This is a genomic window from Pseudomonas sp. NY15437, assembly GCF_048068435.1.
Taxonomy (GTDB): domain Bacteria; phylum Pseudomonadota; class Gammaproteobacteria; order Pseudomonadales; family Pseudomonadaceae; genus Pseudomonas; species Pseudomonas nitroreducens_B.
In genome coordinates, this window is record NZ_JBLUQC010000016.1 from 22,081 (window position 1) to 38,263 (window position 16,183).

16 protein-coding genes are annotated in these 16,183 nt (G+C 63.4%); 3 read left to right on the forward strand and 13 right to left on the reverse strand.

What is annotated here, in order from left to right; all coding sequences use genetic code 11:
* Nucleotides 1–286: 286 nt before the first annotated feature.
* The 9 genes from ACNFIA_RS26875 to ACNFIA_RS26915 form a co-directional block, all read right to left on the reverse strand.
* On the reverse strand, nucleotides 287–1,102 hold the full coding sequence (locus ACNFIA_RS26875) for a secretin N-terminal domain-containing protein (RefSeq protein ID WP_259755118.1): 816 nt from the start codon (nucleotides 1,100–1,102) through the stop codon (nucleotides 287–289).
* Nucleotides 1,099–1,725: a histone acetyltransferase HPA2 gene (locus tag ACNFIA_RS26880; protein ID WP_416790037.1), complete on the reverse strand. Its 627-nt coding sequence runs from the start codon at nucleotides 1,723–1,725 to the stop codon at nucleotides 1,099–1,101. Before ACNFIA_RS26880 ends, ACNFIA_RS26875 begins: the two co-directional genes overlap by 4 nt.
* 9 nt (nucleotides 1,726–1,734) lie before the next feature.
* Nucleotides 1,735–2,163, reverse strand: a complete 429-nt coding sequence (locus ACNFIA_RS26885; protein ID WP_259755116.1) for a GNAT family N-acetyltransferase — start codon at nucleotides 2,161–2,163, stop codon at nucleotides 1,735–1,737.
* Entirely contained in the window at nucleotides 2,156–3,331 is a 1,176-nt protein-coding gene (locus ACNFIA_RS26890) for a cupin domain-containing protein (RefSeq protein WP_259755115.1), read from the reverse strand. The genes ACNFIA_RS26885 and ACNFIA_RS26890 overlap by 8 nt, the downstream gene beginning before the upstream one ends.
* A gap of 60 nt (nucleotides 3,332–3,391) precedes the next feature.
* Entirely contained in the window at nucleotides 3,392–4,762 is a 1,371-nt protein-coding gene (gene purB / locus ACNFIA_RS26895; RefSeq protein ID WP_259755114.1) for an adenylosuccinate lyase, read from the reverse strand.
* Nucleotides 4,763–4,857: 95 nt separating this feature from the next.
* Entirely contained in the window at nucleotides 4,858–5,478 is a 621-nt protein-coding gene (hflD, locus tag ACNFIA_RS26900) for a high frequency lysogenization protein HflD (RefSeq protein WP_259755113.1), read from the reverse strand.
* Complete coding sequence (mnmA, locus tag ACNFIA_RS26905) at nucleotides 5,475–6,614, reverse strand: tRNA 2-thiouridine(34) synthase MnmA (protein ID WP_416790039.1); 1,140 nt, start codon at nucleotides 6,612–6,614, stop codon at nucleotides 5,475–5,477. The genes hflD and mnmA overlap by 4 nt, the downstream gene beginning before the upstream one ends.
* Nucleotides 6,615–6,686: 72 nt before the next feature.
* Nucleotides 6,687–7,130 carry an NUDIX hydrolase gene (locus tag ACNFIA_RS26910; RefSeq protein ID WP_416790040.1) on the reverse strand — a complete coding sequence of 148 codons (444 nt, stop codon included), beginning with the start codon at nucleotides 7,128–7,130 and terminating at the stop codon, nucleotides 6,687–6,689.
* A 103-nt stretch (nucleotides 7,131–7,233) separates the two neighbouring features.
* A complete protein-coding gene (locus ACNFIA_RS26915; protein ID WP_416790041.1) occupies nucleotides 7,234–9,456 on the reverse strand; it encodes an NADP-dependent isocitrate dehydrogenase in 2,223 nt (740 codons plus the stop codon).
* A gap of 357 nt (nucleotides 9,457–9,813) precedes the next feature.
* On the opposite strand from ACNFIA_RS26915, the gene icd reads away from it, so the two are divergent.
* Nucleotides 9,814–11,067 (forward strand): NADP-dependent isocitrate dehydrogenase, encoded by a 1,254-nt coding sequence (gene icd, locus ACNFIA_RS26920; RefSeq protein WP_259755108.1) that lies wholly within the window; start codon nucleotides 9,814–9,816, stop codon nucleotides 11,065–11,067.
* A gap of 73 nt (nucleotides 11,068–11,140) precedes the next feature.
* Here the strand turns inward: icd and cspD are convergent, their stop codons facing one another.
* Nucleotides 11,141–11,416, reverse strand: coding sequence for a cold shock domain-containing protein CspD (cspD, locus tag ACNFIA_RS26925; protein WP_259755107.1), 276 nt, complete (start codon nucleotides 11,414–11,416; stop codon nucleotides 11,141–11,143).
* A gap of 228 nt (nucleotides 11,417–11,644) precedes the next feature.
* Here cspD and clpS point away from each other — a divergent pair, with 228 nt between their 5' ends.
* Nucleotides 11,645–12,007 (forward strand): ATP-dependent Clp protease adapter ClpS, encoded by a 363-nt coding sequence (gene clpS / locus ACNFIA_RS26930; protein WP_259755106.1) that lies wholly within the window; start codon nucleotides 11,645–11,647, stop codon nucleotides 12,005–12,007.
* Nucleotides 12,008–12,035: 28 nt separating this feature from the next.
* Nucleotides 12,036–14,309: an ATP-dependent Clp protease ATP-binding subunit ClpA gene (gene clpA / locus ACNFIA_RS26935; protein WP_416790042.1), complete on the forward strand. Its 2,274-nt coding sequence runs from the start codon at nucleotides 12,036–12,038 to the stop codon at nucleotides 14,307–14,309.
* An 83-nt stretch (nucleotides 14,310–14,392) separates the two neighbouring features.
* Here the strand turns inward: clpA and infA are convergent, their stop codons facing one another.
* The 3 genes from infA to aat all read right to left on the reverse strand — a co-directional run bounded on the left by infA (nucleotide 14,393) and on the right by aat (nucleotide 16,159).
* Nucleotides 14,393–14,611 (reverse strand): translation initiation factor IF-1, encoded by a 219-nt coding sequence (gene infA / locus ACNFIA_RS26940; RefSeq protein WP_002553999.1) that lies wholly within the window; start codon nucleotides 14,609–14,611, stop codon nucleotides 14,393–14,395.
* A 104-nt stretch (nucleotides 14,612–14,715) separates the two neighbouring features.
* Nucleotides 14,716–15,423: an arginyltransferase gene (locus tag ACNFIA_RS26945; protein ID WP_416790043.1), complete on the reverse strand. Its 708-nt coding sequence runs from the start codon at nucleotides 15,421–15,423 to the stop codon at nucleotides 14,716–14,718.
* A gap of 31 nt (nucleotides 15,424–15,454) precedes the next feature.
* Complete coding sequence (gene aat / locus ACNFIA_RS26950; RefSeq protein WP_416790044.1) at nucleotides 15,455–16,159, reverse strand: leucyl/phenylalanyl-tRNA--protein transferase; 705 nt, start codon at nucleotides 16,157–16,159, stop codon at nucleotides 15,455–15,457.
* Nucleotides 16,160–16,183: the final 24 nt, after the last annotated feature.

Here is a 16,183-nt window from a genome sequence, read left to right on the forward strand (position 1 = left end):
ACGGCTGAATCCGTCACGTCGTGCTGTTGCTTAGGCTTGCTTCCCCGTCCCTCAGGACAACCTCTTGCCAGTCGCAACCTCGTCGATCCGCCTTGTGGGCTTAACAACACGAACCGGCGCGACGGGTGTGTCGCTGGCGCGGTCCGGAGGGCTTTGAGGCCCTCTGGTTAGCGGGAGCGAGGCCATCATGCACTTTCAAACGAGCGTTCGTCAAACGTTTTGTAGTGTTTTTTTTGGACTACTACACGAAGGTCTAAGGAGGACTGGCAAGTCACCTACGGAAGGCTTAGTCGAGCACGTCGACCTTCACCCGCAGGCTGCTGTCGCTGCGGCCCTGGGTGCTGTATTGGCGGGTGTAGCCGTTCTGGGTGCTCTGGTTGCTCTCGCTGACGCCGCCGATCTCGATCCATTGGCCGATCGGGCCGCTGACGCGGGTATCGGCCGAGCTGGTGTTCATCGAGCCCTGGTAGTTGCCATTGAAGCGATCGTTGCGGGTGCTCAGGGTGATGTGCACGAGATTGCCGGAGAGGCTTGCCGTCACGTACATGCCCTGGTTGGCGTCGCGGTATTCGGTCTGGCTGTAGACCTGGCCGTAGGGGCCGATACCGGCGTTGGTCACCGGTTGGCTCTGGCCCACCTGGATGAAGGCCGGCGAGCCCTCGGTGGCGCGCACCTGCTGGGTGCCGCCGCCGCGGCTGCTGGTGGAGCGGTTGATGATGCGCACCTGGTCGCGGCCGTTGACTTCGCCGCGACCGGCCTGGATTTCAACGTTGCCGGCGCTGACCGAGCCGTTCACTGAATAGCCGCTCTGGCTGCCCTGGCTGCCGTCGACGGTGTCGAGGCTGATCAGCAACTGGTGAGGGCGGGTGTCGAGTTGTTCGAGCACCTGCTGCAGTTCGCGGATTTTTTCGAGCTCAGCGTTCACTACCAGTTGGTTGCCGTAGGCGGTCACCCGACCCTCGTTGCCCAGCACCTGCTGCGCCACCGGCAGCACGTCTTCGGCGGTGCGGTAGTTGAGCGGGATGATCTCGGTGCGCGGCGCCGCGACGGCGGTCAGGCTGATGGCGCAGGCGAGCGTCAGGGCGAGAGGATGTCGGCTCAAATCAGGAAGCTCCGCAGGTTCGGGTCGAGGAGGCTGGTGTTCCAGGTCTGTTCGAATTGCGCAATCAATTGGCGAACGCGGCCGGCGTTGTTGTAGTGCGCGTAGCCGGCGTAGTCGCCCGGTTCCGGGCGCAACAGCAGGCCGCAGTCGTCGGCGAGCAGGAAGGCATGCTCGTCGCTCGGGTAATCGGGGTTGATCCGGCGGATCTGGCAGTAGCTGGAGAGGCGACGGCTGAGGTTGAGCAGGCGATGGCCTTCCTTCACTGCGCGGGTGCTGTCGCGCACCAGGATCATCAGGCGATTGCGCGGGTTACCCAGCAGCAGCTGGGTGCAGGCTTCCTGGATGCTGCTGTGGTGATACAGCCAGGGCTCCAGGTCGGGTGTGTAGAGGTAGAGGGTGCGGCGCGCCTGCTGGATCAGCGCCAGCGCGTGGGCGCGGGCGTCGTCCGGCGTGTTGAAGCGGTGCAACTGGCCGCCTTCGCCGAGGCGGAAGGGCGCCGGCTCCAGCGCCTCGGGCGGCAGCGCTTCGCTGGGCGGGTTGTGGACCGCAAAACGCCCCGGTGACTGAAACTCGATGGCCGGCAGGTCTGCCGGGAGGTCGTCTTGATCCGGGGCGTTGTCCATGCCGCTCCTTCAGGCGCTTTCGCGCACCATGTCCACGTGGGGGAGGCCGGCGTCGAGGAATTCGCCACTGGCCACCTGGAAGCCTAGCCGTTCGTAGAAGGGAATGGCGTAGACCTGGGCCGTCAGCAACTGGCGATTGAGCCCCTGGCTCTCCGCCTGCTCGATGGCGGCGCGCATCAGCAGGTCGCCGACCTTCAGGCCGCGCCAGTCCTTGAGGACCGATACGCGGCCAATGTGCCCGTCCGGCAGGAGGCGGGCGGTGCCGATGGCGTAGTCGCCTTCGAAGGCCAGGAAGTGCACGGCTTCGACGTCCTCGGCGTCCCATTCGAGTTCCGGCGGGACCGATTGCTCGGCGATGAACACCGCCTCGCGAATGCGCCGCAGATCGGCATTATCCTTCTGCCAGTCCGCGACGCGAACCCTGATCTTGCTACTCATCGGCAAACTCCAGACTGCCCTGTTTGATCAGTTCTCCGATGAGCTTACGCCCATCGTCGTCGGCCAGCCATTGGCCGAGATTCCCTTCGTGCAGCGACTGGGCCGAGCACACCAGCTTGAGCAGATCGCGCAGTTTTTCCGGCAGGACCACGGTCTGGCCGCTGGCGAACAGCAGCAGGCCGACATCCACTTCGCTCCAGGCCATGCGGGCGCTGGGGTTGCGGATCAGCACCTCGCCATCCTGGATGGCGGTGGTCAGGTCGTCTTCCTCGATCTCCTCGCCGGCCACCAGTTCCGGGTAGCGCGGCTCGGTCATGAACTGGCCGAACCAGGTGAGCAGCAGGCGCTCGTCGCTCATGTGTTCCTGCAGCAGGTTCTTCAGGCGGTCCAGGGCGTCGCGCTGGATCTGGTGCTGGTCAGCGTCGCCTTTCATGGCCGCCATGCCGGCGTCGCTGTAGCGTTCCTCGTCGGAGAGGAACTGCGCAAGGAAGTCGGTGAAGTGGGTCAGCACTTCGGCGGCGCTGGGCGCGCGGAAGCCGACCGAGTAGGTCATGCAGTCATCTTCGGCGATGCCGTAGTGCGCCACGCGCGGCGGCAGGTAGAGCATGTCGCCCGGTTCCAGCACCCATTCGGCGCTCTCTTCGAATTCGGCGAGGATGCGCAGGTCGGCGTGGGGCAGCATCGGGCTGCTGGCATCGCAGACCTGGCCGACCTTCCAGCGGCGATGGCCGTGGCCCTGGAGCAGGAACACGTCGTAGTTATCGAAGTGCGGGCCGACACCGCCGCCCGGCGCGGCGTAGCTGATCATCACGTCGTCGATACGCCAGCTGGGCAGGAACTTGAAGTGCTCCAGCAGTTCGGCGACTTCCGGGATGAACTGGTCGACCGCCTGCACCAGCAGGGTCCAGTCGCGCTCGGGCATCTGGCTGAAGGTGTCTTCCTGGAACGGGCCGCGGCGCAGCTCCCAGGGGCTGTCGCCGTGTTCGAGAACGATGCGCGACTCGATCATCTCTTCCAGGGCGAGGCCGGCCAGCTCGTCAGGGTCCAGCGGGCTCTTGAAGTCGGGGATGGCCTGGCGCACCAGCAGGGGCTTTTTCTGCCAGTAATCGCGGAGGAATTCGTCGGCGCTGATGCCGCCCAGAAGCTGAAGAGGAATAGCAGGATTCATGGTTAAGTCCTTGAAACAAAAACGCCCGGCACAGCCGGGCGTGCAAAGTCGGGGCGAATCTCAGATACGCTTGGCCTGGGCGGCAGCGTTACCGATGTAGTTCGCGGGGGTGAGTTTCTTCAGCTCGGCCTTGGCGTCGGCGGGCATGTCGAGGCCGTCGATGAACACCTGCAGGGCTTCGGCGCTGATGCCTTTGCCGCGGGTCAGCTCCTTGAGCTTCTCGTAGGGGTTCTCGATGCCGTAGCGGCGCATGACGGTCTGTACCGGCTCGGCCAGGACTTCCCAGCAGGCGTCCAGGTCTTCGGCGATGCGCGCGGCGTTCAGCTCCAGCTTGCCGATGCCCTTGAGGCTGGCTTCGTAGGCGATGACGCTGTGGGCGAAGCCGACGCCGAGGTTGCGCAGCACGGTGGAGTCGGTCAGGTCGCGCTGCCAGCGGGAGATCGGCAGTTTGCTGGCCAGGTGCTGGAACAGCGCGTTGGCAATGCCCAGGTTGCCTTCGGAGTTCTCGAAGTCGATCGGGTTGACCTTGTGCGGCATGGTCGAGGAGCCGATCTCGCCGGCGACGGTCTTCTGCTTGAAGTAGCCCAGGGAGATGTAACCCCAGACGTCGCGGTCGAAGTCGATGAGGATGGTGTTGAAGCGCGCGATGGCGTCGAACAGCTCGGCGATGTAGTCGTGCGGCTCGATCTGGGTGGTGTAGGGGTTCCAGTTCAGGCCCAGGTCACCTTCGATGAATTCGCGGGCGTTGGCTTCCCAATCCACCTGCGGGTAGGCCGACAGGTGGGCGTTGTAGTTGCCCACGGCACCGTTGATCTTGCCCAGCAGCTCGACCGAGGCGACCTGCTTGATCTGGCGCTCCAGGCGGTAGACGACGTTGGCCAGTTCCTTGCCCAGGGTGGTCGGGGAGGCCGGCTGGCCGTGGGTGCGCGACAGCATCGGCACGTCGGCGAATTTCACTGCCAGCTCACGGATGGAGTCGGCGATCTGGCGCATCAGCGGCAGCAGCACGGTGTCACGGCCTTCGCGCAGCATCAGGGCGTGGGACAGGTTGTTGATGTCCTCGGAGGTGCAGGCGAAGTGGATGAACTCGCTGACCTTGGCCAGTTCCGGCAGTTGGGCGGCTTGTTCCTTGAGCAGGTATTCCACGGCTTTGACGTCGTGGTTGGTGGTGCGCTCGATGTCCTTGATGCGCTGGGCGTGCTCCAGCTGGAAGTCGTCGGCGAGCTGGTTCAGCAGGGCGTTGGCTTCGGCGGAGAAGGGCGCCACTTCAGGGATGCCGGCGTGGGCGGCGAGACGCTGGAGCCAGCGAACCTCCACCAGGACGCGGAAACGGATCAGACCGTATTCGCTGAAAATCGGACGCAGGGCGCTGGTTTTGCTGCCGTAACGGCCGTCAACGGGGGAAACCGCGGTAAGGGAGGAAAGCTGCATGGGGCGTTCTCGTAGCTGTCGGTCAACGAAAAGGGCGCACATCATACACGAATGGCGCGATGCGGTCGCCTTTGCGGCGACCGCAAGGGCAGGTTTCAGCCGCGCAGCAGGGGGCGCAGTTCGTTGAGCATTTTCTTCCGGCTGAACAGCATCTGCCAGCGGTTGCCGCCGAGCTGTCGCCACAGGCGCGCGGAGCGGATGCCGGCCAGCAGCAGGGCGCGAATGCGCGCGGCGTTCGCATTGATCTGCAGGTGGCGCATGTCGCCATGCACCTGGATGCGTTGGCGGAAGGTGCTGAGCGTGTCCTGGTAGAGGCCGGCGCAGGAGGCGATGACGTTCTCGTGGACCAGGCCGAAGTGCTGTACCTGTTGCTGGATCTGGTCCAGGCGGGTGCCCATGATGTCGAGCATGTCGTCGCGCTTGTTGAGTTGGCGTTCCAGGCCGATCAGCGACAGGGCATAACGCAGCGGCTCGCGCTGCAGGCTGTTGGGGTCCCGTTCCAGGGCGCTGACCAGGGCGCGGAATCCTTCGCGCAGGTTGGCGGTGTCGCCGCCGTAGACGTCGAGGGTGGTCTTCGGGTCGCGCACCAGCAGGCTGCCGAGCATGCAGCCCAGGGGCGCCTCCGGGATCTGCCCGGTGCGAGCGAGGCGGTCTACCAGGGCGGCGGCTTCGAAGACGCCGGAAAGGGCGATGATCTGGTCGTGCAGATCGCTCATGCGGTTTCCTTAGCGAACGCAGGTTCAGCGGATTCGATCACGCCGCCGCCGAGGCAGATCTCGCCGTCGTAGAAGACGACGGACTGGCCCGGGGTGACGGCGCGCTGGGGCTCGTCAAAGACGGCTCGGTAGCCGTTCGCGGTGCGCTCCAGCACGCAGTCCTGGTCCGCCTGGCGGTAGCGCACCTTGGCGCGCAGGGCCTTGGGCTGGTCCAGGTCGATGGGGTTGACCCAGTAGATGTGCGAGGCGTGCAGGGCGCGGGAGAACAGCCAGGGGTGGTCGTTGCCCTGGCCGACGACCAGGACGTTGCGCGCGAGGTCTTTCTCCAGCACGTACCAGGGGCTGTCGTCGGCGTTCTTCAGCCCGCCGATGCCCAGGCCCTGGCGCTGGCCGATGGTGTGGTACATCAGGCCGACGTGTTTGCCGATGACCTTGCCGTCGGTGGTCTCGATGTCGCCCGGTTGTGCCGGCAGGTACTGCTTGAGGAAGTCGCTGAAGCGACGCTCGCCGATGAAGCAGATGCCGGTGGAGTCCTTCTTCTTCGCGGTGGCCAGGCCGTATTTCTCGGCGATGGCGCGGACCTCGGGCTTTTCCAGTTCGCCGACCGGGAACAGGGTCTTGCCGATCTGCTCGCCGCCCACGGCGTGGAGGAAGTAGCTCTGGTCCTTGTTCGGGTCCAGGCCCTTGAGCAGTTCGCTGCGGCCGTCGATATCGCGGCGGCGCACGTAGTGGCCAGTGGCAATGAGGTCCGCGCCCAGGGCGACGGCGTAGTCGAGGAAGGCTTTGAACTTGATCTCGCGGTTGCAGAGGATGTCCGGGTTCGGCGTGCGGCCGGCCTTGTACTCCTCGAGGAAGTGCTCGAAGACGTTGTCCCAGTATTCCGCGGCGAAGTTGGCAGTGTGCAGCGTGATGCCGATGCGGTCGCAGACGGCCTGGGCGTCGGCCAGGTCGGTCATGGCGGTGCAGTACTCGGTGCCGTCGTCTTCTTCCCAGTTCTTCATGAACAGACCTTCCACCTGGTAGCCCTGTTCCTTGAGGAGGAGGGCAGAGACGGAGGAATCCACGCCGCCGGACATGCCGACGATGACGCGGGTGTTCTGGGGGCTTTTCAGCAAGGACGGGGACGAATCAGGCATGGTGGCGCATCACGGGTGCAGGTAAAGGCGAGGATTCTACCAGAGCCGAGCGGTTGAGGCTCGGCTGCGGGTTCAGTCGCGGATCAGGGCAAGCGGGAAGCGCTCGCCGTCGAGGTAGTCGTCGATGCAACGCAGCACCAGGTGGCTGCGCCAGCGATCGGGCTGCACGGCCAGTTCTTCGCGCGTCATCCAGCGGGCGCCGAGGATGCCCTCGTCCAGTGCGCGCTCGGGGTGGTGGCGCAGGGGGCGGGCGGCGAAGCACACGCGTTGGTAGGTCACGCCGTTGCTTGGTGCGGTGTACAGGTAGATACCGGTCACGGCGGTCAGCTCTACGTCCCAGCCGGTTTCCTCGAGGGTTTCGCGCACAGCGGCCTCGAGCAGGGTCTCGTTGGCTTCCAGGTGGCCGGCGGGCTGGTTGAAGACCTGTTTTTTGTCAGCGGACATTTCCTCCACCAGCAGGAAGCGGCCCTGGTCTTCGACGATGGTGGCGACGGTGACGTGTGCTAGCCAGCGCATGGATTGATTCTCATGAGTCGGAAAGGCGCGAGTTTAACGTTGCCGGCCGCAGAAAGCAGAACCCCCGGGAAGGCCCGGGGGTTCTGGTGTCACGCGAAGCGGCTTACGCCAGTGCGTCGATCGCGGCGTTGAAGGTCGCGCTCGGGCGCATGACCTTGCTGGTCAGCTCCGGGTTGGAACGGTAGTAACCGCCGATGTCCGCCGGCTTGCCCTGTACGCCGTTGAGCTCGGCAACGATCGCTGCTTCCTTCTCGGTCAGGGTCTTGGCCAGGGGCGCGAAGTGGGCCTTCAGCTCGGCGTCGTCGTTCTGCTCGGCCAGGGCCTGGGCCCAGTACATGGCCAGGTAGAAGTGGCTGCCGCGGTTGTCGATCTCACCGATCTTGCGCGACGGCGACTTGTTGTTGTCGAGCAGCTTGCCGGTGGCGATATCCAGGGTCTTGCCCAGTACCTTGGCCTTGGCATTGTCGGTCTTGATGCCTTCTTCCTCGAAGGAGACCGCCAGGGCCAGGAACTCGCCCAGGGAATCCCAGCGCAGGTAGTTCTCTTCGACCAGCTGCTGCACGTGTTTCGGAGCCGAGCCGCCGGCGCCGGTTTCGTACATGCCGCCGCCCGCCATCAGCGGAACGATGGACAGCATCTTGGCCGAGGTGCCCAGTTCCATGATCGGGAACAGGTCGGTCAGGTAGTCGCGCAGGACGTTGCCGGTCACCGAGATGGTGTCCAGGCCGCGCAGCTGGCGCTCCATGCTGGTGCGGATGGCTTCGTTGTAGCCCTTGATGCTGATGTCCAGGCCGGTCAGGTCGTGGTCCTTCAGGTACAGCTCGACCTTCTTGCGCAGCTCGTTGTCGTGGGCGCGTTCCGGGTCCAGCCAGAAGATGGCCGGGGTGTTGGAGGCGCGGGCGCGGGTAACGGCCAGCTTGACCCAGTCGCGGATCGGGGCGTCCTTGGTCTGGCAGGCGCGCCAGATGTCGCCAGCCTGCACTTCGTGCTGCATCAGGACCTTGCCGTCGGCATCGACGACGCGCATCACGCCGTCAGCTTCCAGTTCGAAGGTCTTGTCGTGGGAGCCGTATTCCTCGGCCTTCTGCGCCATCAGGCCGACGTTCGGTACGCTGCCCATGGTGGTCGGGTCGAACGCGCCGTTGGTTTTGCAGAAGTTGATCATTTCCTGGTAGATGCGGGCGTAGGTGCTTTCCGGCATTACCGCTTTGGTGTCTTTCTGCTTGCCGTCCTTGCCCCACATCTGACCCGAGTTGCGGATCATGGCCGGCATGGAGGCGTCGACGATCACGTCGCTGGGGATGTGCAGGTTGGTGATGCCCTTGACCGAGTCGACCATCGCCATTTCCGGGCGGTGGCTGTACACCTCGTGAATGTCGTGCAGGATTTCTTCCTGCTGCGAGGCCGGCAGCGACTTGATCTTGTCGTAGACGCTGGAGATGCCGTTGTTCGGGTTGACGCCGAGCTCTTCGAACAGCTGGCCGTACTTCTCGAACACGTCCTTGTAGTAGACGGTGACGGCGTGGCCGAAGACGATCGGGTGGGAGATCTTCATCATGGTGGCCTTGACGTGCAGGGACCACATGACGCCGGTTTCCTTGCAGTCCTGCAGGGTCTTCTCGAAGAAGGCGCGCAGTTTGCTGCAGCTCATGAACATGCTGTCGAGGACTTCGCCGTCCTGCATCTTCAGGGTCTTCTTGGTCTCGACCTTGCCGTCCTTGCCGACGAACTCGATGCGGACTTCACCGGCCTTCGGGATGGTGACCGACTGTTCGCTGGAGAAGAAGTCGCCGCCACGCATGTAGTCGGCGTGGGAGCGCGATGCCATGCTCCACTTGCCCATGCTGTGCGGGTGCTTGCGGGCGTAGGCTTTCACGGCGGCCGGGGCGCGGCGGTCGGAGTTGCCTTCACGCAGGACCGGGTTCACGGCGCTGCCCAGGACCTTGGCGTAGCGGGCGCGGGTGTCTTTCTCTTCGTCGGTCTGCGGGTCTTCCGGGAAGTCCGGAACGGCGTAGCCAAGCTTCTGCAGCTCGGCGATGGCGCCCTTGAGCTGCGGTACCGAAGCGGAGATGTTCGGCAGCTTGATGATGTTGGCTTTGGGGTCGGTGGCCAGCACGGCCAGGTAGGCCAGATCGTCTTCGATCGCCTTGTCGCCGAGCTTGTCAGCGAAGGAGGCCAGGATACGGCCCGAAAGAGAGATGTCGCGGGTCTCGACGTCGATGCCGGCGGAAGCGGCAAAGGCTTTTACGATGGGAAGAAGCGAATAGGTGGCAAGGGCGGGTGCTTCGTCGGTGAAGGTGTAGGTGATCTTCGAGCGGATGGACATCTCGTTCTAACTCTCTTCTTTGCTGGGCGCGCACAGAGTCTCGAATCGCGTTGGTACACGCTTGCGTTCAACGAAGTGGTTGACCGACCTTCGAGATTTGCCGCGGGGATATTGGGGCGCCAGTAGAGCGTTGTACGGCGGGATCCTGATGGGGATGTGCGCCGCTGCGAGGAGAGAGTCTGGTCCCAGACTGCTCGGACCTCGATGACCATTAAGTCATGCCGGCCAGTATACCACCCTAAAGGCCGGCTGATGCGCGTGGCTTTTTTAGACTAAGGAATGATGTGGTTCGATCATCGACTTGTGAGCTACCCTCAGTGGCTGCAAGTGGGTTTCAACCAAAAAGCGGAGTTCAGCATGGGATACCAAAAGATCCAGGTGCCGGCCGGTGACAAAATCACCGTCAACGCCGATATGTCCTTGAATGTACCGAAGAACCCGATCATCCCGTTCATCGAGGGTGATGGCATTGGCGTGGACATCAGCCCGGTCATGATCAAGGTCGTCGACGCTGCCGTCGAGAAAGCCTACAAGGGCGACCGCAAGATCGCATGGATGGAAGTCTACGCCGGCGAGAAAGCCACCCAGGTCTACGACCAGGACACCTGGCTGCCCCAGGAAACCCTGGATGCCGTTCGCGATTACGTGGTGTCCATCAAGGGCCCGCTGACCACCCCGGTGGGCGGCGGCATTCGCTCTCTGAACGTGGCCTTGCGCCAGCAGCTCGACCTGTACGTCTGTCTGCGTCCAGTGCGCTGGTTCGAAGGTGTGCCCAGCCCGGTGAAGAAGCCCGGCGACGTGGACATGGTGATCTTCCGCGAGAACTCCGAGGACATCTATGCCGGTGTCGAGTGGAAGGCGGGCTCGCCGGAAGCGCAGAAGGTGATCAAGTTCCTCACCGAGGAAATGGGCGTCAAGAAGATCCGCTTCACCGACAACTGCGGCATCGGCATCAAGCCGGTTTCCCAGGAAGGCACCAAACGCCTGGTGCGCAAGGCCCTGCAATATGCCGTGGACAATGACCGCAGCTCGGTCACCCTGGTCCACAAGGGCAACATCATGAAATTCACCGAGGGTGCGTTCAAGGACTGGGGCTACGAAGTGGCCCGCGACGAGTTCGGCGCCCAACTGCTCGACGGCGGCCCGTGGATGCAGTTCAAGAACCCGACCACCGGCAAGAACATCGTGGTGAAGGACGTCATCGCCGACGCCATGCTGCAGCAGATCCTGCTGCGCCCGGCCGAATACGACGTGATCGCCACCCTCAACCTGAACGGTGACTACCTGTCCGACGCCCTGGCGGCGGAAGTGGGCGGCATCGGCATCGCGCCGGGGGCCAACCTGTCCGACTCGGTGGCCATGTTCGAGGCGACCCACGGTACCGCGCCCAAGTACGCGGGGCTTGACAAGGTCAACCCGGGGTCGGTGATCCTCTCCGCGGAGATGATGCTGCGCCACATGGGCTGGCCGGAGGCGGCCGACCTGATCATTGATGGTGTGAACGGCGCGATCGCCGCGAAGACCGTGACCTACGACTTCGAGCGCCTGATGGACGGCGCCAAGCTGCTGTCCTGCTCCGAGTTCGGCGACGCGATCATCGCCAAGATGTAACGGGGTAATTCCTCGCCCATGAAAAAGGCCGGCTTGCTGCCGGCCTTTTTCGTTTCGTCTGATCCGTGACGAATCAGGCTTCCGCCGTGAGGTTCTCGACCTCGCTGCTCGGGGCAGTCTGCGCGGCTGGGGTGGATGCATTGGCGTTGACGGGCTGAATGTTCACCGCGTGCAACCCTTTCGGACCTTGCAGGATCTCGAAACTGACGGGTTGGCCGGCCTTGAGAGTCTTGTAGCCATCCATCTGGATTGCCGAATAATGAGCAAACAGGTCCTCATCTCGGCCATCAGCCAGGATGAAACCATAGCCCTTGGCGTTGTTGAACCACTTGACCTTACCGCTAAGCATGCTGATATCCCTCTGCAAAGGACTCCATCGCTGGAGTATCATCCACTACTATTCCGCTATGCCTTTTTGTAAAGACTGGCGTCCGGAACTCCTGATACCCTCCGGGGGGTATCCTTTGGTTGTAACACCCTTTTGCCGTTAGTCAAGGCGGCGTCGTCTGGGCCTGAGAGGCGATTCAAACTCCAACCGGCCCACTCATTCACCCACTCGCAAAGCTTTTATTCCAGCATGCATGCAAGTAGCCAGATTCGACTAACATTCAATCAGGACCGCCCGGATCCAATGGAAGACGACGGGACGGGGCTGGCGGTTGAAGAAGCCAAACCAGCCCTCAAGGCGCCGTCCATGTATCGGGTCATCATGTTCAACGATGATTACACCCCGATGGATTTCGTGGTTGAGGTGCTGGAGCTGTACTTCAACATGAACCGCGAGCAGGCAACCAAGGTCATGTTGACTGTGCATACCCAGGGCAAGGCGAACTGCGGGACCTTTACCCGCGATGTCGCGGAAACCAAAGCCATGCAGGTCAATCAATATGCGAGGGAGAGCCAACATCCACTGTTGTGCGAAATTGAGATAGAAGGTTGATGCGGATGTTTGGGAGCGAGGTGAAGTCATGTTGAATCGAGAGCTCGAAGTCACCCTCAATCTCGCCTTCAAGGAGGCGCGGGCGAAGCGGCATGAGTTCATGACCGTTGAGCACTTGCTGTTGGCGCTTCTGGATAACGAGGCTGCCGCGACGGTTCTGAAGGCGTGCGGTGCGAATCTGGACAAGCTGCGGCGAGACCTGCAGGAGTTCATCGATTCCACGACGCCGCTGATCCCCCAGCACGACGAGGATCGCGAAACCCAGCCGACCCTGGGCTTCCAGCGTGTCCTGCAGCGTGCCGTATTCCACGTGCAGAGTTCCGGCAAGCGTGAAGTCACCGGCGCCAATGTGCTGGTCGCCATCTTCAGCGAGCAGGAGAGCCAGGCGGTGTTCCTGCTCAAGCAGCAGAGCGTCGCCCGCATCGACGTGGTCAACTACATCGCCCACGGCATCTCCAAGGTGCCCGGCCATGCCGAGCACCCGGACAGCGAGCAGGAGATGCAGGACGAGGAGGGCGGCGAGTCATCCACCTCCAGTCATCCGCTGGATGCCTATGCCAGCAACCTGAACGACCTGGCGCGCCAGGGGCGTATCGACCCGCTCGTCGGCCGTGAGTCGGAAGTCGAGCGTGTCGCGCAGATCCTCGCCCGTCGGCGCAAGAACAACCCGCTGCTGGTGGGGGAGGCTGGCGTGGGCAAGACCGCCATCGCCGAAGGCCTGGCCAAGCGCATCGTCGACGGCCAGGTGCCGGATCTGTTGTCCGACAGCGTCGTCTACTCCCTGGATCTGGGCGCGCTGCTGGCGGGCACCAAGTACCGCGGCGACTTCGAGAAGCGCTTCAAGGCGCTGCTCAACGAGCTGCGCAAACGGCCGCATGCCGTGCTGTTCATCGACGAAATCCACACCATCATCGGCGCCGGCGCGGCATCGGGCGGGGTGATGGATGCGTCCAACCTGCTCAAGCCGCTGCTGTCGTCCGGTGAGATCCGCTGCATCGGTTCGACCACCTTCCAGGAATTCCGCGGCATCTTCGAGAAGGATCGCGCCCTGGCTCGTCGCTTCCAGAAGGTCGACGTCACCGAGCCGTCCGTCGAGGACACCTTCGGCATCCTGAAGGGCCTGAAGCCGCGCTTCGAGCAGCACCACCACATCGAGTACAGCGATGAAGCGCTGCGCGCCGCCGCCGAGCTGGCCGCCCGCTACATCAACGACCGGCACATGCCGGACAAGGCCATCGACGTCATCGACGAGGCGGGTGCCTACCAGCGCCTGCAGCCGGAAGAGAAGCGCGTGAAGCGCATCGAAGTGCCGCAGGTCGAGGACATCGTCGCGAAGATCGCGCGGATTCCGCCCAAGCACGTCTCCAGCTCCGACAAGGAGCTGCTGCGTAACCTGGAACGCGACCTGAAGCTGACCGTGTTCGGCCAGGCGGCGGCCATCGAGTCGCTGTCCACCGCCATCAAGCTGTCACGCGCCGGCCTGAAGTCGCCGGACAAGCCCGTGGGTTCCTTCCTATTCTCCGGCCCGACCGGGGTGGGCAAGACCGAGGTGGCGCGGCAGTTGGCCAAGGCGCTGGGCGTGGAGCTGGTGCGCTTCGACATGTCCGAGTACATGGAGCGGCATACCGTGTCCCGTCTGATCGGCGCGCCTCCGGGCTATGTCGGTTTCGACCAGGGCGGCCTGCTCACCGAGGCCATTACCAAGACGCCGCACTGCGTGCTGCTGCTGGATGAGATCGAGAAGGCGCACCCGGAAGTCTTCAACCTGCTGCTGCAGGTGATGGACCACGGCACCCTGACCGATAACAACGGGCGCAAGGCGGACTTCCGCAACGTCATCCTGATCATGACCACCAACGCTGGCGCGGAAACCGCGGCGCGGGCCTCCATCGGCTTCACGCAGCAGGACCACTCCACCGATGCCATGGAAGTGATCAAGAAGAGCTTCACCCCGGAGTTCCGCAACCGCCTGGATACCATCATCCAGTTCGGCCGCCTGAGTCACGAGACCATCAAGAGCATCGTCGACAAGTTCCTCACCGAGCTGCAGGCGCAGCTGGAGGACAAGCACGTGCAGATCGAGGTCAGCGACGCCGCCCGCGGTTGGCTGGCGGACAAGGGTTACGATCCGCAGATGGGCGCTCGCCCCATGGCGCGGCTGATTCAGGACAAGATCAAGCGGCCGCTGGCCGAGGAGATCCTGTTCGGGGAGCTGGCCGAGCACGGCGGTGTGGCCCATGTGGACCTGAAAGATGGCGAGCTGGCCTTCGAGTTCGAAGTGATCGCCGCAGAGCCTGCCTGACGCCAGTCGGGCGTTCCAAACGAAAACGCCCGGCAATGCCGGGCGTTTTTCTGTGTGCCGGATTTGCCGGCACCTACCGTCTATCAGCGAGCGCGGTAGGTAATACGACCCTTGGACAGGTCGTAGGGCGTCAGTTCAACGCGAACTTTGTCGCCAGTCAGGATGCGGATGTAATTCTTGCGCATCTTCCCGGAGATGTGCGCGGTAACGACGTGCCCGTTCTCCAACTCCACGCGGAACATGGTGTTGGGCAGGGTGTCGACGACAGTGCCTTCCATTTCGAAGCTGTCTTCTTTCGACATGCAGTAGAACCCTCGGTATCTATGGTTGCCTGAAGTTTCAGGGCATTAAAAAAGGCACACATTGTGCCTGAAATCACCCCATAACGCCAATGGCTGTTTTCGTCTCAGTTCAACGCCACCCAGCGCTGATTGACGAAAAGCTCAATCGGACGGTACTGGGTCTTGTAGTTCATCTTTCGGCAGTTCTTGATCCAGTAGCCCAGGTAAACCGCGTGCAGGCCCAGTCTTTCGGTCTCGCCGATTTGCCAGAGAATGGCGAAACGCCCGAGGCTGCGGCGCTCTTCGTCCGGATCGTAGAAGGTATAGACGGCGGAAAGGCCGTTGGGCAGGACGTCGGTCACGGCGACGGCGAGCAGCCTGCCTTGCAGGCGGAATTCGAAGAAGCAGCTGAAGGGCAGGTCGCGCACCAGGAAGGTGGCGAACTGGTCGCGGCTGGGCGGGTACATGTCACCGTCGGCATGCCGCTGCTCGATGTAGCGCATGTAGAGGGCGTAGTACTCCTCGGTGAAGGCCGGGCGCTTGCGGACGACTTCCAGGTCGGCGTTGCGCTTGATGATGCGCTTCTGCTGGCGGCTGGGCTGGAAGCCGGCGGCCGGGATGCGCGCCGGGATGCAGGCAGTGCAGTGCTGGCAGTGCGGCCGGTAGAGGTGTTCGCCGCTGCGCCGGAAACCGACCTCGGACAGCGAGGCATACAACTGCGCGTCCATGGGCTGGCTGGGATCGAGGAACAGGGTGGTGGCCTGCTCTTCGGGCAGATAGCTGCATGGATGCGGTTGTGTGGCGTAAAACTTCAGGCGGGCGAGCTCGGTCATCTTCAACCCCTGCGAGGTCCCTCAGGCAAGTTTAAGACAGGCTGAGCAGGTCCGCTCGCGAAGTCCAGTCCTGCGTCGGTGTTTCGTCGAGATGACGGCGCAGGTAGCGAGCGAATTCGCCGCGGGAAATGGCCCGGGCGCCGAAGCTGTGCAGGTGCTGGGTCGGCATCTGGCAGTCGATCAGCACGAAGCCGGCCGCTTTCAGGCGCTGCACCAGCGTGACGAAGGCGACCTTGGAGGCATTGTCGGCGCGGCTGAACATCGATTCGCCGAAGAACAACCGACCGATGGCCAGGCCGTACAGCCCGCCGACCAGTTCATCGCCCTGCCACGCTTCCGCCGAGTGGGCGACTCCCAGGCGGTGCAACTGGCAATAGGCCTCCTGCATCGGCGTGGTGATCCAGGTGCCGTCCGCGTAATCGCGCGGGCCGGCGCAACCCTGGATGACCTGCTCGAACGCCTGGTCGATGGTGATCTGGTACTGCTGCTGTCGAATGAACTTGGCGAGACTGCGGGAAACGTGCAGTTCCTCCGGGAAAAGCACCGTACGCGGGTCGGGTGACCACCAGAGGATCGGCTGGCCGTCCTGGTACCAGGGGAAGCACCCGTGGCGGTAGGCCTGGATCAGGCGTTGCGGGTTCAGGTCCCCGCCGGCCGCGAGCAGACCGTTGGGCTCATGCAGGGCCTTGTCGAGGGGCGGAAAGTCGAAATTGCTGCGGGAAAGCCACTTGAGCATAGGGAGGAGGGGAGGGCGAGCCTC